The 18,944-nt window shown below is 59.2% G+C and carries 16 protein-coding genes; 6 read left to right on the plus strand and 10 right to left on the minus strand.

Annotation, left to right across the window (positions count from 1 at the left end):
- Positions 1-135 precede the first annotated feature (135 nt).
- Positions 136-1,062 carry a LysR family transcriptional regulator gene (locus AC3WMT_RS14535; protein WP_103304171.1) on the plus strand — a complete coding sequence of 309 codons (927 nt, stop codon included), beginning with the start codon at positions 136-138 and terminating at the stop codon, positions 1,060-1,062.
- Here AC3WMT_RS14535 and AC3WMT_RS14540 read toward each other — a convergent pair.
- From AC3WMT_RS14540 to AC3WMT_RS14565, 6 genes are all read right to left on the minus strand, one after another.
- Positions 979-1,296, minus strand: coding sequence for an AzlD domain-containing protein (locus tag AC3WMT_RS14540; RefSeq protein WP_007909127.1), 318 nt, complete (start codon positions 1,294-1,296; stop codon positions 979-981). The genes AC3WMT_RS14535 and AC3WMT_RS14540 overlap by 84 nt on opposite strands.
- The gene (locus tag AC3WMT_RS14545) at positions 1,275-1,991 is read right to left on the minus strand and encodes an AzlC family ABC transporter permease (RefSeq protein WP_103304170.1); all 717 of its coding nucleotides are present in this window, start codon (positions 1,989-1,991) and stop codon (positions 1,275-1,277) included. The genes AC3WMT_RS14540 and AC3WMT_RS14545 overlap by 22 nt, the downstream gene beginning before the upstream one ends.
- Positions 1,988-2,365 carry a GNAT family N-acetyltransferase gene (locus tag AC3WMT_RS14550; protein ID WP_016986309.1) on the minus strand — a complete coding sequence of 126 codons (378 nt, stop codon included), beginning with the start codon at positions 2,363-2,365 and terminating at the stop codon, positions 1,988-1,990. The genes AC3WMT_RS14545 and AC3WMT_RS14550 overlap by 4 nt, the downstream gene beginning before the upstream one ends.
- Positions 2,366-2,444: 79 nt before the next feature.
- Positions 2,445-3,191 (minus strand): 2OG-Fe dioxygenase family protein, encoded by a 747-nt coding sequence (locus tag AC3WMT_RS14555; RefSeq protein WP_034151909.1) that lies wholly within the window; start codon positions 3,189-3,191, stop codon positions 2,445-2,447.
- A gap of 232 nt (positions 3,192-3,423) precedes the next feature.
- Positions 3,424-4,746: an OprD family porin gene (locus AC3WMT_RS14560; RefSeq protein ID WP_103304169.1), complete on the minus strand. Its 1,323-nt coding sequence runs from the start codon at positions 4,744-4,746 to the stop codon at positions 3,424-3,426.
- Positions 4,747-5,043: 297 nt separating this feature from the next.
- Positions 5,044-5,712 (minus strand): DsbA family protein, encoded by a 669-nt coding sequence (locus AC3WMT_RS14565; protein ID WP_103304168.1) that lies wholly within the window; start codon positions 5,710-5,712, stop codon positions 5,044-5,046.
- Between the two features lie 256 nt (positions 5,713-5,968).
- On the opposite strand from AC3WMT_RS14565, the gene AC3WMT_RS14570 reads away from it, so the two are divergent.
- Positions 5,969-8,068 carry a TonB-dependent receptor gene (locus AC3WMT_RS14570; RefSeq protein ID WP_103304167.1) on the plus strand — a complete coding sequence of 700 codons (2,100 nt, stop codon included), beginning with the start codon at positions 5,969-5,971 and terminating at the stop codon, positions 8,066-8,068.
- A 175-nt stretch (positions 8,069-8,243) separates the two neighbouring features.
- Here the strand turns inward: AC3WMT_RS14570 and AC3WMT_RS14575 are convergent, their stop codons facing one another.
- The 4 genes from AC3WMT_RS14575 to AC3WMT_RS14590 all read right to left on the minus strand — a co-directional run bounded on the left by AC3WMT_RS14575 (position 8,244) and on the right by AC3WMT_RS14590 (position 13,909).
- Complete coding sequence (locus tag AC3WMT_RS14575) at positions 8,244-8,456, minus strand: hypothetical protein (protein ID WP_103304166.1); 213 nt, start codon at positions 8,454-8,456, stop codon at positions 8,244-8,246.
- 246 nt (positions 8,457-8,702) lie between these two features.
- Positions 8,703-9,809 carry an agmatine deiminase gene (gene aguA, locus AC3WMT_RS14580; RefSeq protein ID WP_103304165.1) on the minus strand — a complete coding sequence of 369 codons (1,107 nt, stop codon included), beginning with the start codon at positions 9,807-9,809 and terminating at the stop codon, positions 8,703-8,705.
- A 5-nt stretch (positions 9,810-9,814) separates the two neighbouring features.
- A complete protein-coding gene (gene aguB / locus AC3WMT_RS14585) occupies positions 9,815-10,693 on the minus strand; it encodes an N-carbamoylputrescine amidase (protein ID WP_103304164.1) in 879 nt (292 codons plus the stop codon).
- A gap of 303 nt (positions 10,694-10,996) precedes the next feature.
- Positions 10,997-13,909 (minus strand): aminotransferase, encoded by a 2,913-nt coding sequence (locus tag AC3WMT_RS14590; protein ID WP_103304163.1) that lies wholly within the window; start codon positions 13,907-13,909, stop codon positions 10,997-10,999.
- Between the two features lie 564 nt (positions 13,910-14,473).
- Between AC3WMT_RS14590 and rfbC the strand changes: the two genes are divergently transcribed.
- The 4 genes from rfbC (at position 14,474) to AC3WMT_RS14610 (ending at position 18,837) form a co-directional block, all read left to right on the plus strand.
- Positions 14,474-15,019 (plus strand): dTDP-4-dehydrorhamnose 3,5-epimerase, encoded by a 546-nt coding sequence (gene rfbC / locus AC3WMT_RS14595; protein ID WP_103304162.1) that lies wholly within the window; start codon positions 14,474-14,476, stop codon positions 15,017-15,019.
- A gap of 181 nt (positions 15,020-15,200) precedes the next feature.
- Entirely contained in the window at positions 15,201-17,009 is a 1,809-nt protein-coding gene (locus AC3WMT_RS14600; protein ID WP_103304161.1) for a sensor histidine kinase, read from the plus strand.
- Positions 17,006-18,385: a sigma-54-dependent transcriptional regulator gene (locus AC3WMT_RS14605; RefSeq protein ID WP_103304160.1), complete on the plus strand. Its 1,380-nt coding sequence runs from the start codon at positions 17,006-17,008 to the stop codon at positions 18,383-18,385. Before AC3WMT_RS14600 ends, AC3WMT_RS14605 begins: the two co-directional genes overlap by 4 nt.
- A complete protein-coding gene (locus AC3WMT_RS14610; RefSeq protein ID WP_103304159.1) occupies positions 18,382-18,837 on the plus strand; it encodes a thioesterase domain-containing protein in 456 nt (151 codons plus the stop codon). Before AC3WMT_RS14605 ends, AC3WMT_RS14610 begins: the two co-directional genes overlap by 4 nt.
- Positions 18,838-18,944: the final 107 nt, after the last annotated feature.

The following is an 18,944-nucleotide window of genomic DNA, read 5'->3' on the forward strand; positions in this document are numbered from 1 at the left end:
GCCATCGGCGGGGACATCAATTCGCTACTAAACCCGCGACAACTATGCTCAGGTGCAGGAATATAGCCGGCATATGACGCCGGATCGGCAGTCTCGTAAACAACAATACCCAGCCCACTTCAGAGGGCATTACCCATGGATAGCAGAACCTTACGCAACCTCATGCGCATCGTGCAGACCGGCTCGTTGTCGGCCGCAGCCGAGCATTCGTGCCTGACTGTGCAGGCGTTGGCCGCGCAGTTGAACAAGGTCGAAGAGCAGTTCGGTTTCCGCTTGTTTCGCCGTTCCAACAAAGGCTTGACGCTGACGCCGCAAGGCACCGAGCTCACGCCGTATATGGACCGAGTGTTGATTGCCACACGACAGATGGAAGAAAAAGTCGAGGCATTGAAAGTGCCGGGGCAGCGCACGTTGAAAGTGGCGTTGAACAACACGTTGTCGCCCGATTTCAATCGGCGAATGATCGGACGCCTGATCGAGGTGTTTCCCGATTATCAGATGGAATTCAGCTACGCCGAGTCGATGGAAAATCTCAGCAAGCTGAAGAACGAGGACTTTGATCTCGCGGTGCTGATCGGCCCGCAGCGGCCGGGTTTGCCAAGCATCGTGCTGCCGGATGTTCAGGTGCAGGTGGTCGGCGCGCATTGCGGCCAGGAAAACGATCCGCTGACGTTGCTGGGCAACAAGTTTCAGGTGCGTCCTGCGGAAGATTGTCCGTATTCCCACAGCTTTTTGCGTTTTCTCGACGCCGGGTTGGGCAATCACGAGAATGGCCAGCGCATGGTTTACTCGTGCAGCGAAACCCTGACGCTGTCGCTGATCACCCAGATGGATGCGGTCGGCATGGTTTCTCGCGAGGCCGCGCAAAAGAATGGCCTGACGATTTTCCCCGGTTTCGAGGATTTCCTCGAAGTGCGCCTGGCGGTGAACAATCCTGATCTGTCGAATCAGGCACTGAGCGACGTCGTCGATCTGCCGTTACATGAACGAGCCGAGCGCAATGTACGCAGCCGTCCCAACCGCCACACTGAGAAAGAGGTTTTTGCTGAAGTACGCACATAACAACGTCGGAATCGCTGCATAAAATTCCGGGCGATCGAGCTGTATGTGCTGATCCTTGATCAACAAGGGTGTCAGGCTGATCGCAGCGACGATCGCCACCGGCAAGTACTCCAGCGCCCGCGCGATAAACGGCGGCCAGTGCTCGGTATTCACTTGCAGGGGCAAGGCGCGTGGCAGGAAGGTCACGGCCATCATCAGCGCGACCACCAGAATCAGGAACGTTTGGTCAGGCATACACCCACTCCGCAGCCCACAAACGTGGCGATAAACACATTAAACGGCGAGCTGCCGACCAGGCTCAGCGCGCCCATGCAAATCACTGCCGCAGCGGCTGCAATCAGTTTGTTGCGGGTATTGCACAGCGACACCAGCACATAGAGCATCATCGCCGTCAGTGCGTAGTCGAGCTGGTATTTGATCAAGTGCGCGGCGTACTGCGCGCACACAGCGCCGAGCAGACCGCCAAGCACCCATGAGGTGTGGCAAAACAGGTTGAAGCCAATCAGATAGCGCACGTTGACCGGTGCGCCAGTGCCGAGTTTAACGCTGTGGAAAGCGAAGGATTCGTCGGTCAGGCCGCCGGCGTAACACCAGCGCTCCATGCGACTGAGCCCCAAGGCGCGCAGGGCTTTGGCCATGTAAACCGACATCAGCATGTGCCGCGCATTGATCAGGAACGTGGTCAGCACGATGGTGGTCAGCGAAGCACCGCTGGAGATCAACGCCAGTGCAGCGAATTGTGAAGCGCCGGCGTAGACGAACAAACACATCGCCACGGGTAACCACATCGGCAGCCCGGCGTTGACGGCCATCAACCCGAATACAAATGACACGGTGAAATACCCGGCCACCACCGGGCTGGCTTCGGCAAACGTGCGCGATGGCTGATGGTTGACCATCAGCGGCGCACTGCCGGACGTTTCATTCATAGATCCCTCTCAAATGTCCGTTCGCCATGAGGCTCGCAAAAACCCTGGGCAGCCCAGAATCGTTTGCCCGCGAGGTTAGCATCGTCGACGAACAGAAACATCCGCAACACACCCACCCGCTTCATGTCCGACGACGCTGCTTCAACCAGGCGTTGACCGACGCCTTGGCTGCGATAGCGCGGGCTGACGGCCAGATGATTAATCGTGCCGCGGCTGCCGAGCATGCCGCCCAGTACCGCGCCGACGATTTCGCCGGCCACGTCGAACGCCAGATAGGCGGTGGTGGTTTTCTGGATCAACACGCCGCGCAGGCATTTGGCGTCCTGCCACTCGCAGAACGACACTTCGTCGAACTGGCGGAAGAAGCGCTCCATGCGCTGCGCATCCTTGGCCGTGGCGCGGCGCAGCACCACCGGCGTCGAGCACTCGACGCCGTCGATTGGGGTGATCTGATTAGCGAACAATGTCGAAAGCGGTCCCGGGCCGCGAGAAAGAAATCGCCAGAATCTGCCGGTACGCCATGGCATGGGTATGCGTGTTGCGCGCCGGGGTCACGTAGTGGCGCATGTCGCGGTCGAGAAAGTACGTGGTGTCGAGAATTTCCTGGTAGGTGGTCGACGCCAGTTGATGCTCATGGATGTCGTACAGACGACTCTCGGCACCCTCGACATTGTTGCGCCCCCAGAAGTGCACGCCGCTGAACGGATAGCCGTCGCAGTGAATCCCTTCCGGGGTGATTTCAAGTTGTTTGCCGGGTTTGATTTCGATGCGGATCTGGTGGATCTGGCATTGCCAGATTTCATCGTGCAGCTCTTCCGGCAAGACGCTTTTGTACACTTCAAAATCGGTGTCGATCAGGCTGCGCATCACCGGCGAAGTAATCACTTCATCGGAGAAGTCCTGAAAGTGCCGCACCAGGCCGCCCACATAGGCGTTGTTTTCCTTGGACTGCACGTACGCGCGATGCTCGAGTTGTTTCAGTTCACGTGTCTTGGGGTTGTACTCAAAGTCGCTGTAACGACGGTAACGCATGCCGGCTTCGGCCTGACCGTAGTAGCTGTCAGGCTCCATGTTTTCCCAACTTTTGGTCAGTCTGACGAAGTCGGCAAAATGACCGTAGAGATTGAAGTCACCACCCTGGACGTTGACATATTTGTCGCGCCGTAGCGATTCGCCCACTTCTCTGTTCAAAACGATCATTACCAAATTCTCCGCTGCGTTGAGCGGCCTAATCTATTAGGTGGAGAATTTGCGTCCATGAGAAAGAATTTCAGGCATTTAAAGCCCTGTTTGAAACGGCGTTTGCAGCGTCTGAAAAACAACTTTTACATGACAAAAACTCGGGTTTTTTCTGGTTTTCATCAAAAAACCGTCGAAAAAAAACCCCGAGCCAGTCGGGGTTTTTCTCACATCGATTAGACCTGATCGCGCATCAGAAGATGTTGATCGGGTAATCCACGAATACTCGCAACTCGTTGCCGCCGACGTTGTACTCGCTGGACTTCTGCGAAACACGCAGGATCGAGCTGCGCAGTTTCACGCTCAGGTCTTTGGCCGGGCCACTTTGCACGACGTACTTGAACTGGTTGAAGATTTCGCGCTCGGTGCCGCCTTCGCTGGTGGACGTGGTGATGTTGTCGCCACGCACGTAAGCGAAGTTGTAGCTCAGACCCGGAACGCCGAATGCGCCGAAGTCCAGGCCGTAGCCGAGCTGCCAGCTGCGTTCGTCTTCAGCGTTGAAGTCGGACCAGTAGGAGTTGGCCAGGTAAATGGTGTTGCCACCGTCGCCAACACGCTGTTGATCTTTCTGATAGCCGCCGTAGGCGTAGCCCAGGTTGCTGTCGCCGGTGGAGCGCTGGTGCGCCACGGTGAACGAGTGCGGGCCAGTGGCGAAGGTGGCTGCCAGGCTCCAGATCTTGTTGTCCTGACCGGTCACGATGCTTTTGCCCGGCACGGTGTTTTCGCGGACGTACGAGCTGTCGAGCTTGGTGCGATAGCCGTTGAAGTCCAGGGTCAGGGACTGATCCTTGTTGAACGGCAACACGTAGTTGGCGTTCACGTATTGTTTCTTCAATACGTCTTCAACGTCGGAAGCGTACAGCGCACCTTTGAAGCGCTCAGTGAACTGATAGCTACCGCCCAACACGTTGATCGACTTCAGGCCACCGCTGTCACGACCTTCATCGCTCTTGCGCGATTCAGCGGTGAAACGACCGGCGTTCAGCTCCAGGCCTTTGATCTCTTTGGAAGTGATCAAAGTACCGGTGTAGCTTTCCGGCAGCAGGCGGGAGTTGTCGTAGTTCAGCACCGGCAGAGCCGGCATCTGGTCACCGTAGGTCAGCACGGTGTTGGAGAAGCGGAATTTGACCGCCGCGCCGGCCTTGGCCAGGTCGTTGGCCGCGCTACCGTTGTGGCCTTCTTCATAGCTGTTGTCTTGCTTGAAGAAGTCGATCCCACCGGCGCCGCTGCGGCCCTTGCCGCCATCCAGACGCAGCGCGTACAAACCGAAAGCGTCAACACCGACACCGATGGTGCCTTGGGTGAAGCCGGACGAGAACGTACCGATGGCCGCTTGGCCCCATTCGGCTTTGTCCTTGTTACCGTCTTTGTAGTCACGATTGATGTAGGCATTGCGCAGCAACACTTTCAGGCTGCTGTCTTCTTGAAAACCCTTGGACTCGGCCTGGTCGTTAGCCATGGCCGAAGTGGCGCTCAACATCCCCAATGCGATCAGACTGATTCGCTTGTTCAACATTTTGTTTTCCTTATTACGGGTTGAAACGCGCTGTGTCGAACGGCTGAAACGGCGCTTATTGCACTCTTTTATTCACCCCGAAACAAAAAGACCCGCCCAAGACAATGTCATGGCGGGCCTGCTCCTTATTTTGAGTCATGGCGGTTGGCCACAGGCGTTGGGCCGAATCGTAGCCGCGCCCTGAACTATGTGTCAATTTCAAGAATCGTCTTTAAATAGGCAAAAATCGTCTAAGAATCGTAAATTTTGCGCTGACTCCTTGCTGGGAAATGCCGCCAGCCAGTGAATCAAGGCGTATCACGCACAACCATCAAGACCACAGAGCGCTGGCGATTCACCCGCCCCATTCACTTCAACGGACTGTCCCAACCAAGCAGCGAAGGCTTGTGGCTTGCCTAACCAAGGGCTGATATCGACCAGCGTGAACTGGCCGTCCCGCTCTAGCGCAAACGTCGGAAATCCCTGGCCGCCCAGCTGAGCCAGCAGTGCGCGGCTGGCCTTTATATGTTGTTCGGTATCCACGGATTGGAACGCCGCGAGAAACGCTTCACCGGCATAGCCCATCTGACGGGCGAATTCGAGAAGTACGGATTCATCGGCAATCCGGCGACCTTCCAGGTAATGCGCCGTCTGCAAACGCCCGAGCAGCTCAAGACCACGACCATCAACGGTCTCTGCTGCCATGACGGCGGCGATCGGGGGCGTCGAATCGAAAATAGCCGTGTCATCGCGCAATAAGCCTTCGAAATAGGCCTCGCCAAAGGGTTGTCCGGTGTATTCGGCAATCCGCCGATCATGGGGCATGACGTAGTTGCGCAGCTGCGACGAAACACGCTGGCGATTGGCGCCGCTCATCATCCCGCCGGCATGAGCGATCACTGGCAGCACTGCCTGCGCCGCCTGCACCAATGGTTTGGCGCCGTAGCACCAGCCGCACAGCGGGTCGTAAATGTAGTGAAGGACCATCAGAAAACTCCGGCAGAAAAGTGGGGAAAATCGATGCCGGCAGACTAGCCCTCGACTTGTTGCGGAAAAACGCCAGATTGGCTTTCAGTCTGTTTCGCGAATCGGACGAATTGTCCGATCGTTCAAGTTGTATCGACATCGACACAAATAGAAACAAACTGACAAAGGAACTTATAGGGAATAATTAACGGAAGTAAATGCAAAGCATTACCATTCGCGCACTCGAATTCTTCCACCCTTTCGGATGCGCTTTTCAATGCCTGCCCCGTTCCGTCTTACGCCCGCCACCCTTGGGCTTTCTGCCTTTCTATCCAGTGGTTTTGCCTACTCGGCGACTGAATTGCCCGCCACCGCCATCAGCGCTCAAGCGCAAGAGGAAGCCGATGACCCGCGCGTAAAAATCAGCAACACCGCAACCCGCACCTCGACTCCGGTGCGCTACGTGCCGCAGGCCATCGATTCGATCAAGACGTCGAACGTTGCCAACTACGGCACTAACGACATCGGCGATGCCCTGAGCGGAATGCCCAACGTCAGCAGCAGCGCCGACACCCGTTTCGACAGCTTGCGCATCCGCGGTTTCGACGCCAGCAACGACTTCTATCTGGACGGCATCCGCGACGATAGCCAATACAAACGCGACTTGCACAACATCGAACGCGTTGAAGTGCTCAAAGGCCCGGCCGCCGTGTTGTACGGTCGCGGCAGTCAGGGCGGGATCGTCAACCGCGTCAGCAAGGCGCCTGTGGCTGGCCGTCGCTCGACCATCGAAGCCCAGGGCGGCAGTGAAGACTTGCGCAGCCTGTACGCCGACCTCAGCACCGATCCGAGCGAGAACATCAGCCTGCGCCTGAACATGGGCAACATGGACGAAAACAGTTTCCGCGACGGCGTCAGCGGCAACCGCCAACTGTTCGCACCGTCGATGAGCTGGCAGCTGACACCCGACCTGAACTGGCTGGTGCAGTACGAATACAGCCGCTACAACCGCACGCCGGATCGCGGCATTCCAGGCGTAAACGGGCGGCCAGCCGATGTCGGCCGCGACACGACCTATGGCAACGATCACGATTTCATCGACGACAAGGCGCAATCGCTGCGCTCGAAACTCACTTACGAGATCAACGACAACTGGCAACTGCGCCAGACCCTCGGCGTGTTCAAGCTCGACAGTGATTTCGACAACACCTACCTGACCGGTTACACCCCGGCGACCAACAAGGTTACGCGCCAGCACTGGCAACAGGATCTGACCACCCGCAACGTCACTAACAACCTTGAACTGGAAGGCGGTTTCGATACCTTCGGCCTTGAGCATCGCCTGCTGACCGGTATCGAAATCGGCAGCCAGCGTCGCGATCCGAAGTTGTACAACGCCGCCACCGGCAGGACACCTGGCGCGCAAGCCGTGCCGTCGCTGGACCTGTTCAACCCCAATCGCGACCTGCGCCACACCGGCAGCATGCAGACCTTCAGCGACAGCCACACCGAAGTCGAAAGCCGTGCGGTGTACGTGCAGGATCAACTGCGCCTGAACGATCAATGGCAATTGCTCGGCGGTTTGCGTTACGACACCTTCGATATCGAATCGACCAACAAGCTCAAGAACACTTCCGAAGACCGCGACAGCCACAGCACCAGCCCGCGTGTGGGCCTGGTCTGGACGCCGTTGCAGAATCACTCGTTCTACGCCTCGTGGTCGAAGACCTTTTCGCCGGTGGGCGGTGGCCTGATTGGCATCACTCCCGGTGCGGCCGGCAACACCAACGACCTCAGCCCCGAGTTGACCAAGCAGAAAGAAATCGGCGTGAAGAGTGACTGGCTCGATGATCGTTTGAGCACGACGCTGGCGATCTATGACCTGGAACTCTACAACCGCCGCACCACCGATCCGAATGATCCGACCCTGACGGTGATGTCCGGCCTGCAACGTTCACGCGGGATCGAGCTGACCGCCACCGGCAACATCGTCGGTAACTGGTACATGCGCGGTGGCGTCGGTATGCAGGACGCGAAAATCGAAAAGGACAACAACGGCCTCGAAGGCAAACGCATCAACAACGTCGCCAAGCACAACGGCAGCCTGTTCCTGACCTGGAAACCGGAGATGGGCTGGTATGGCGAAACCGGCCTGACGCTGGTCGGCCAGCGTTATGCCGATAACGCCAATACCACGGTGCTGCCGGGTTATGGCCGCTGGGATGCGCTGGTCGGTTATCGCTTCAAGGACTGGGATTTGCGCACGGCTTTGAACAACATCACCGATCGCGAGTATTACGCGTCGGCAACCAGCGCCGCGCAGATAATGCCGGGCGCGCCACGTAGCGTCGTGATGACCGGTACCTATTCCTTCTGATTCAACCCAATACCTGTAGGAGTGAGCCTGCTCGCGATAGCGGTGTGTCAGTTGATATTTATGGCGGCTGACAGATAGCAATCGCGAGCAGGTTCACTCCTACAAAGGGTTATGTGTCGTGCATAAAAAAGCGCCGCCATCCCGGCAGCGCTTTCAGTAATCCCTGTTGTTTTTCTTATCCTTCCATCACAGCCCACAACGCTTCCAGTTCGGCCTCGCTGAACAGGCCAGCGGGGTAGCGCTCGATCATCATCCGGCGCGGATCAGCTTCCCTGATCTGACGCGTTCCATTGGACTTCAAAAAGTGCGCGACAATCTGGAGCGATTCGCCGTTTACGGCCATGGGATGCAACGTCCGCTCGCTGACTACGTTCACTTCGGCGTTCATTTCAGCGCTCTCTCCCCGTTCGTGAGCGGCTACGTTATCCAAGGTTTATGACAGAACTGTTGAAGTTCTTTCCCCCTCCCTAGTGCGCCTGGACCGATACAAGAGCTATGCCAAGGTTTGCGATTTGTCGACAAGCGGATACAAAGAAGCCCGCCGTCCTTTCGGGCTGCGGGCCTCAGTTGATGCATAGCGAGCTAAACATTGCCCGGTTGATTTGTTAATCAACTCAAGCTGTTACGACTCAACTCACTCTTTGTGCGGTGCTGGCTGCTGTTGGGTAAGGCAGTGAATGTTGCCGCCACCCAGTAACAGTTCACGACCCGGCACCATCACCACTTCGTGTTGCGGGAACAGGTTCTGCAAAATTTCCCGAGCCGGTGCATCCATCGGATCGTCGAAGCTCGGCGCGATGATGCCGCCGTTGACGATCAGGAAGTTCACGTAAGAACCGGCCAGGCGCACGGACGGATTACGCTCCTGCGTACCGTCCACCGGATCAACACCAGCGCACTCTTCTTCGGTGGCGAACAGCGGCCCCGGAATCGGCATCTTGTGCACCGTGAATGGGCGACCCTTGGCGTCGGTGCTGCTTTCCAGCACTTTCATCGCGGCCTGGCAGCGTGGGTAGTTCGGATCCTGTGGATCATCGGTCCATGCCAGCAACACTTCGCCCGGACGCACGTAGCAGCAGAAGTTATCCACATGGCCGTCGGTTTCATCGTTGAACAAACCGTCCGGCAGCCAGATGATTTTATCCACAGCCAGATTGGCGCTGAGCACCGCTTCGATTTCTTCGCGGCCCAGGTGCGGGTTGCGATTGCGGTTCAGCAGGCATTCTTCGGTGGTGATCAGCGTGCCTTCGCCGTCGACGTGAATCGAGCCGCCCTCGAGCACAAAACCTTCGGTGCGATAACGCGGGCTGCGCTCGATCTCGAGGATCTTGCCGCCGACCTGCGAATCACGATTCCACGGCGAGTACAGACCGCCATCGAAGCCGCCCCAGGCATTGAAATCCCAGTTCACACCGCGTACTTCGCCGCTGTTGTTGATGACGAACGTCGGGCCGCTGTCGCGCACCCAGGCGTCATCGCTGGACATCTCGACCACGCGGATATTCGGCACGTCGAGACGAGCGCGGGCGTTTTCGTATTGGCCGGCGGACACGGCCACGGTCACCGGTTCGAAACGGGCGATGGCCTTGGCCACCGCCGCGTGGGCGGCTTGCGCCGGTTTGCCGCCAAGACGCCAGTTGTCCGGGCGCTCGGGCCAGATCATCCAAGTCTGAGTTTGGGGAGCCCACTCGGCCGGCATGTAGAAGCCGTCGGCACGTGGGGTACTTTTCAATGTGGTCATCGGGATCAGGACTCCAGGGAACCGTCGAGGGTTTTCAACGCGCCGTACAGGTTTGGCCGGCGGTCACGGAATGAACCCCACGCGCTGCGAATATGTTCCAGCTCGTCGAGGTTGAAAGTGTGCACAAGAATACCTTCTTCGGTTTTATTCAGCTCCTGCACTTTTTCACCGAACTGGTTGGCGATGAACGACGAGCCGTAGAACGTGATGTCGTAGCCGTCCTGTTCTTCGTTGCCGATGCGGTTGCTGGCGATCAACGGCATCAGGTTGGCGCCGGCGTGGCCCTGCTGCACGCGCTGCCAGTGATCGCGTGAGGAGATGGTCTTGTCGTGCGGCTCGCTGCCGATGGCTGTTGGATAGAACAGGATTTCCGCACCTTGCAACGCCATCGCCCGCGCTGCTTCCGGGAACCACTGATCCCAGCAGATGCCCACGCCGATCTTCGCGTAACGGGTGTTCCACACCTTGAAACCGGTGTCGCCTGGGTTGAAGTAGTACTTCTCGTGATAGCCCGGGCCGTCCGGGATGTGGCTTTTACGATAAATCCCGAGGTTGCTGCCGTCGGCATCGATGATTGCGATGCTGTTGAAACGCGCACGCCCGGCCAGTTCGTAGAAGCTGATCGGCAGCACCACTTGCAGCTCTTTGGCGATTTTCTGGAAATGCTTGATCGCGACGTTTTCTTCCACCGTCGTCGCCAGTTGCAGATAGTCCGGGTTCGGCTTCTGGCAGAAGTACGGCGCCTCGAACAGCTCCTGAATCAGGATGATCTGCGCGCCTTTGGCGGCAGCTTCACGCACCAGCCTTTCAGCGATTTCGAGGTTGGCTTCCAGATCCCAGGAACAGGCCATCTGAGTGGCGGCGACGGTAACGATACGGCTCATGAATCATCTCCGGGCAAGTGCTTTGACGGCCGAGGATTCGACCGAAAAGAAAAAACGCGCGCACCGGACAGCCATCGCCATGCCGGAGCAATGGCGACTTTATAGCCGATAAATATCGGCTTTAGAAGCGTGTAAAATGCCTTACGTCTAAATAATCCGAATAAATACCGATATAAATCTAACTAACAACCCAAAAAAATGTGGGAGCGAGCCTGCTCGCGTAGGCGGCGCGTCAGTCAACCTAATCAGTGACTGACATACCGCATTCGCGAGCAGGCTCGCTCCCACAGGGATTTGCAGGGTTTACAGACCCTCGGTTAGAACGCGATCAAGCATGTCGACAAAGAAATCCACACTCTGGCGCGACGTCACCATCGGCGGTTTGATCTTGAGAATGTTCAGGTCATCACCGGTCGGCTGCATGAAGATACCCAGCTCGCGCAGGCGATCGCACAGCAACGCCGTCTCCTCGGTCGCCGGCTCCAGCGTCTGGCGATTGCGGATCAACTCAAGCCCGAGATAGAACCCTGAGCCGTGCACCGCCCCCACCAGCGGATGTTTATCGATCAGCGCCTCGAGCCGTGCCTTGAAATGGCCACCGACCACCTGCGCGTTTTCCCAGAGTTTTTCTTCTTCCATGACATCCAGCACCGCCATGCCGATCTGGCAACTCACCGGACTGCCGCCCGCCGACGAGAAGAAGTAACCCTCGGCCTCCAGTGCCTCGGCGATATCCCTGCGAGTGATGACCGCGCCCAGGGGCTGGCCGTTACCCATGCCTTTGGCCATGGTGATGATGTCCGGGACCACGCCTTGCTCTTCGAAACCCCAGAAGAAATGGCCCATGCGCCCGTAGCCGACCTGCACTTCATCGGCAATACAAACGCCGCCCAGCGCGCGGACCTTCGCATACACCGCTTGCAGGTAACCCGGCGGCAACGAGATACCACCGGCATTGCCGTACACCGGTTCGCAGATAAACCCAGCCAGTTGGCGTTTCTGCTCGGCGATTTTCGCCAGATGATGCTCGACGCTGCGCACATATTCCGGCGCCGAATCGAGGCCACGGAATTCCCCGCGATAGATATTCGGTGCGGTCACCGGATGTACCCAGTCCGGGCGGCTTTCGAGGGCTTTGGGGTTGTCGGCAATCGACGTCGACACCGCATCGGCGCCAACTGTCCAGCCGTGATAGGCCTCCAGCACACTGATCATGTCGCGCCCGCCGCTGTAGGCCCACGCCAGACGGATCGCCAGGTCATTGGCCTCGCTGCCGCTGTTGACCAGAAACACCCGGTCCATGCCTTGCGGCGCAAGCTTCAGCAAGCGCTCGGAAAACTCGGCGACCGCCGCATAGTTGAAGCGCGAGTTGGTGTTGAGCAACGACCATTGGCGTGCCGCGACTGCAGCCATGCGCGGGTGACCGTGACCGAGCACCGCGACGTTGTTGAGCATGTCGAGATAGGAGCGGCCCTGCATGTCGATCAGGTGATTGCGCCAGCCGCGTTCGATGCGCGGCGGGTCGACGTAGTAGTGTTTCTGCGTGCGGGCAAAACTGGCATCGCGGCGTTCAAGCAGGGTTTTCGCGTCCAGCTCCGGTTCGGCATCGCAGGCCAGTCCCAGCAACGCGGCGGGCGATGGGCACAGTGCTTGCCAGGCCGGGGCATGGGAAGGCGTGCAGAACAGCGGCGCGTTCAGTTGCGCACCTCGGCTCAACTGCACGATCAACGGCCCGCTGACCGCGCCCAGCACCTGACCTTTGACCAGTGCCGCGCCGCTGTGCAGTGAAGGCGTCACGCCCCACAGCCGCACACTGAGTTGCGGGCCATCGAGTTGCAGCACGCCGTCCGCCGTTTGATGCAACACACCGGCAAACGGCGCTTCGACCGCTGTGCCATCGGGTACGCGCAATTCAACGTGCAGCGGGAAGGTGTCCGGTTCCTCGGCGCTGTCGGGCCGGGTGCGCGACAAACGGTACTGACCATAACGGCTCGCCGCCAGGCCATGGGCCGCCGCCGCTTCCGTCAGCAGGCGCTGATCGATGCCTGCCTGCTCCCAATTGCCGGCCTCGAAATGCGGGCTCAGCACGCCAAGGTCGATCAGCGCAAACTCGCGCCCGACCAGACTCGGGAGTAACGGTGCAAAACCTTCGCCGTTGATCGCCGGCAAGCTCTGCCCCACCGCCGTCAGGATCGCCGCCTCCATCAGCGCCAGCGGCACCGATGTCGCGACGCGGAAGATTTCCCATTCGTGTGTGAGATTGTCGCGGCTATAGGCGTTGCCCGGGTCAATGCTGACCTGCTGCTCGCCACTGAGCACCAACACCGCCGCACGCGCGACGATCAATGGCCACAGCGCTTGCAGTTCTTCGCGTTGCAGCGGATTGACCGAGTGATAAGCCTGCACCGCCGGCAAAATCACCCAAGGATCACCGCCGGCGTGATGCAGCAATGCCGCGCAAGTCACTGACAGATCGGTGATCCGCCACGTGCGTATCAGATCGCCGAAATCGATGACGCCCTGCAATTGCCAGTGACGCTGGGCGTCGCGCTGCCAGACCACGTTGTCATCGGTGATGTCCATGTGGATGGCCTGCACCGGCAGTTTGTCGAGCAAGGGTCGCAAGCGGCTTTCGGCCTGCTGGGCGGCATCGGCAATCAGCGCGCGTTGCCGTTCATCCTTGATCACCGGCAGCAAATGGCTGATCAATGCACTGGCATGGCGTGCGTCCCACTGCAACGTGCGCTCAAGGCCCGGATGGTCAAACCCGGCCAGCGCCAGATCCATCTCGCCACAGAGCCGGCCAAACCCGGCCACCACGGTATTGCCCAAATGATCGAGGTGGGTCAGCGACTGGCCTTCGATGTAATCCAGCAGCCGCACATGCACCGTTTCGCCACCGACCTCCAGTGACAGCAGGTCCTCGCCGTTATTGGCCGCAATCACCCGTGGCACATTGACGTTAGAATGTTCGGCAAGATATTTCAGCCCGGCGTGCTGGGCCTGCAACTCAACGAGGGCGTAATCGCCACGGCAGATCTTCAGCACAAAGCGCCCGCGCGCACTGTCGACACGAAAATTCAGATCCTGCTGACTGCCAAGGGCCTGCAACGTGCCACTGAGCCCGTAATGCTCCGCCAGCCATTGCAGCGCCTGCTCTTCACAAATTTGCGGACTGGGCAAACTGGCGCGATGAATCAACGTGGCGAGCGGCATGAAACGACCCCTGAAATTTTATTAGGCGCCTATATCGCCATTGCTTCCGGCGAGACGCAACCCCTTGTACCGACTATCGATCTAATCAAGGGCGCAACGCTGCACCGAGAGCACTCCGGGTAACTTTTCCCACAACATTTTCAGATTGTGTTTGAAGGCTTCACTGTTCAACCTGAGACGCTTGAATGTCATCAGCCAGAAACCATTATCGACTAGAAACCATTACCGAAATGTCCCGCAGCGCTTCACCTGCGTATGTCCCGAACGGAACAGGCTATCGATTGTCGAACGACGACCCCCTCTGCCTGCCCTGACATGGTTTCCATGTGACAGATACATCAAAACCGCTAAAAGGCTGGTAAAGAGTGGAGACTCGTCTTGCCGCAGGACGTGGCAGAGAGAGGCCTGCGCTACCATGTTGAATATCAAGAAGGCCAGACCTATGAAGAACAACGTTGGTATTGGGGTGAAGTCGAATGAGTATCCCGTCGCGGTTCTCACTCGCACTAACCAATACTTTGCGCAAGAATGTCAGCAATCCACACCTAACACTGGACAATCCTCATGAATGTAATCACCACCGATCTGCCCGGTGTTCTGATCATCGAACCCAAGGTGTTTGGTGACGAGCGCGGTTTCTTCTACGAGAGTTTCAACGCCAAGGGGTTCCAGCAAGCGACCGGTCTGGATACACAGTTCGTCCAGGACAACCATTCGCGTTCGCAAAAAGGTGTGTTGCGTGGTCTGCATTACCAGCTTGAAAACACCCAAGGCAAACTGGTCCGCGTGACCGCCGGTGAAGTGTTGGATGTGGCCGTGGACATCCGCCGCAGCTCGCCGCACTTCGGTAAGTGGGTAGCAGTGCGCCTGTCGGCTGACAACCATCGTCAGCTGTGGATCCCGGAAGGTTTTGCCCATGGTTTTGTGGTATTGAGCGAGTTCGCTGAATTCCTCTACAAGACCACCAACTACTACGACCCTTCGTCCGAGCGCAGTATTCGCTGGGACGACCCTGCTCTGGGTATCGACTGGCAGTTGAACGAAGCGCCGACGCTGTCGGCCAAGGATCAGGCAGCAGCCCTGCTCAAGGACGCTGAAGTCTTCGCCTGAGCCATCGGGCCCCTGCGAAAACCAGCCGAGCGACGATCTGGCAAGGCAAAAACAGGCGAGTAAGCGGAGTTCAGGGGCCTAAACGAGCATTACGAGCCTGTTTTTAACGCAGCATGATCGACGCGCAGGCAGTTCGTAGGGAGCAAGGGCATAATGCGCCTGTCCCCACAGGCGCACGCTCATGAAACCATCTCTCCCCCGCAGACCTCGCTGGCGCAGCCTCGCCCTGCTGGCCCTGTGTCTGGCGCCACTGCTGTGGCCGCTGGAACATCTGGCCGAGCGCTATTACCGCAGCGAACTGGCCGGTCAGAACCGCCAGACGCTCGACCTGTATGTCGCCAACCTGCTGGGCACCCTGCACCGCTATGAAGTACTGCCGCAAATCCTCGGCGACCTGCCAGCCCTGCGCGCGGTGCTGGGGGCACCGGACGATGGTGTCACCCAAGGCAATGCCAATCGCCTGCTGAAAAACATCAGTGCGCAGACCGGCGCTGAAGTGATGTACCTGATGGACACCAACGGCCAAACGCTGGCGGCGTCGAACTGGGACAAACACGACAGTTTCGTCGGCCGCAATTTCTCGTTCCGGCCGTATTTCAGCGAAGCCATGGCCGGACGCCTCGGACGATTCTTCGGTCTTGGCACAACGTCTGCCAAGCGTGGTTATTTCTTCGCCGCCGCCGTGCGCAATGGCGAAAAGATCATTGGCGTGCTGGTGATCAAGGTCGATCTCGACCACACCGAAAGCCTCTGGGGCAAAACCCCGGAACAACTGCTGGTGACCGACCATAACGGCGTGGTCATCCTCACCTCGCGTCCGGAATGGCGCTTCCGCTCGACGCGTGTCTTGAGTGACGCCGAGCGAGCGGCGATCACTGCGATCCAGCCTTACCCGACCCGCGAACCACGCCCACTCAATCTCAGCCCCGATGCCTGGCTCACCCAGACCCACGACATCGCCGAAACCGGCTGGAGCGTCAGCATCCTTGCCCCGCGCACGCTGATCGACCGGCCGGTGCGCACCGTCGTAGCCATCGGCGGCGCCACGCTGTTGGTGGTGATGCTGTTGCTCGGTCTGATGATGCAGCGCCGCCGTCACTATCTGGAACGCATCGCCTTCGAAGCCAAGGCGCGACGGGAGCTGGAAGGTCGGGTCGCCGAACGCACCAGCGACCTCGAAGGCCTCAACCGCCGCTTGAAACAGGAAGTGCTGGAGCGTGAACAAGCCCAACAGGAACTGGTACGCGCCCAGGATGATCTGGTGCAGGCCGGCAAACTCTCGGCACTGGGCACGATGTCGGCGAGTATCAGCCACGAACTCAATCAGCCACTGGCAGCGATCCGCAGCTATGCGGAAAACGCCGAAGTGCTGCTCGATCATCAGCGCACTGATGACGCGCGCGGCAACCTCAAGCTGATCAGCGAACTGACCGGGCGCATGGCCTCGATCATTGCGCATCTGCGCGCCTTCGCCCGCCGCGATCGCCACGCCCCGGAAAGCGTCGCCCTGCAACCGGCGCTGGACGATGCGCTGGCACTGCTGGCGAAACGTCGCCGCAGCATGGAGGTCGAACTGATCCGTGATCTGCCCGCCGCCACCCTGTGGGTCGAGGCCGGCGAAACCCGTTTGCGCCAGGTGCTCGGCAACCTGCTGGCCAACGCCCTCGACGCCCTCACCGAAAAAGGCCCGCCGCGTAAATTGTGGCTGAGTGCCGAATCCACCGCCGAGGGCGTCAATCTGTACATTCGCGACAATGGCCCGGGGTTCTGCATGGAAGCTCTTGGCCGCGCCAGCGAACCTTTCTACACCACCAAGACCCGCACGCAGGGCCTTGGTCTAGGGCTGGCCATTTGTGAAACGCTGATGCGCGCCTTCGGTGGTGAACTGTCGTTCGCCAACCACAAACAGGGCGGCGCCTTGATTACCCTGCGGCTGCGCGCCGGTGCGCCCGGGGTCAGCCTGCAACCGTCCGAGGATCGAAGTGCATGACCATCGACAATCGCATTCAGGTAGTGTTGATCGACGACGATCCGCACCTGCGTCAGGCCCTCGGCCAGACCCTGGATCTGGCCGGCCTGAAAATTCTTCAGTTGTCCGAAGCCAGAGGCCTCGCCGCGCAACTGGAGCGTGACTGGCCCGGCGTGGTGGTCAGTGACATTCGCATGCCGGGCATGGACGGTCTGGAATTGTTGAGCGAATTGCACGCTCAGGACCCTGAACTGCCAGTGCTGCTGATCACCGGCCACGGCGATGTGCCGCTGGCCGTGCAGGCGATGCGCGCTGGTGCCTACGACTTCCTCGAAAAACCCTTCGCCAGCGATGCCCTGCTCGACAGCGTGCGCCGCGCCTTGGCCCTGCGCCGCCTGGTGCTGGACAACCGCAGCCTGCGTCTGGCCCTCAGTGATCGCAACGAATTGAGCGCGCGATTGGTCGGCCATTCGACGCCGATGCTGCGCTTGCGCGAGCAGATCGGCGCACTGGCAGCGACCAAGGCTGACGTGCTGATCCTTGGCGAAACCGGCGCCGGCAAAGAAGTGGTCGCCCGCGCACTGCATGATTTGTCGAGCCGCCGTAACGGTCCGTTCGTGGCGATCAACGCCGGCGCGCTGGCCGAATCGGTGGTGGAAAGCGAGCTGTTCGGGCATGAGCCGGGCGCATTCACCGGTGCGCAAAAACGCCGGATCGGCAAGTTTGAATTCGCCAATGGCGGCACGCTATTCCTTGATGAAATCGAAAGCATGAGCATGGACGTGCAAGTGAAGTTGCTGCGCATGCTTCAGGAGCGCGTCGTCGAACGCCTGGGCGGCAATCAACTGATCCCGCTGGACATCCGCGTGATCGCCGCGACCAAGGAAGATTTGCGTCAAGCAGCCGATCAGGGCCGTTTCCGCGCCGACTTGTATTACCGCCTCAATGTCGCACCGCTGCGCATTCCACCCTTGCGCGAGCGTGGCGAAGATGCGCTGGTGCTGTTCCAGCATTACGCCGATGAAGCCAGCGCCCGTCACGGTTTGCCGCCCCACGAATTGCAACCGGCACAACGCGCTTTGCTCCTGCGCCACACCTGGCCGGGCAACGTCCGCGAATTGCAAAACGCCGCCGAGCGTTTCGCCCTCGGCCTGGAACTGGCGCTGGACAACAGTGGATCCGACGGCGTTGCTACCGTGGAAGTCATCGGCGGCGGGCTCAGCGAGCAAGTGGAAAACTTCGAGAAGTCGTTGATTGCCGCCGAACTGGCGCGCTCGCACAGCTCCGTGCGCAGCCTCGCCGAAGCCCTGGGCATTCCGCGCAAGACCTTGCACGACAAACTGCGCAAGCATGGTCTCAACTTCGGCGACAGCAGCCATGGGGAAGAGAACGAATGACCGATCACAGACAATATCTGGAGTCCGTTCTCCATCACGACATCCCGTTGACCCGGGACATGGGCCTGAAAGTGCTCGACTGGCGTGAGCAGCAGTTGAGTCTGCACCTGCCGCTGGATCCCAACGTCAATCACAAGAGCACCATGTTCGGCGGCAGCCTCTATTGCGGCGCGGTGCTGGCCGGTTGGGGCTGGTTGCATTTGCGCTTGAAGGAAGAAGGGATCGAGGACGGGCACATCGTCATTCAGGAGGGGCAGATCAGCTATCCGCTGCCGGTGACGGGGGATGCCACGGCGATTTGCCCGGCGCCGGATGCAGCGATGTGGCAGAAGTTTCTGGCGATGTATCGGCGATATGGGCGGGCGCGGCTGACACTGAATACGCGGATTGTTAATGCGCGCAGTGATGAGGATGCGGTGAGGTTCAGCGGGCAGTACGTCCTGCATCGGTAAAGCCCAAGAGCCCCTCTCCCGGGGGGAGAGGGGACTGACCGAAGGGTCTTGCGGCAGACATCGACCTGAAAGATCGGCGGCGGTTATGGATTCAGCACAGCTCGCTC

Source organism: Pseudomonas sp. FW305-7, assembly GCF_058786735.1.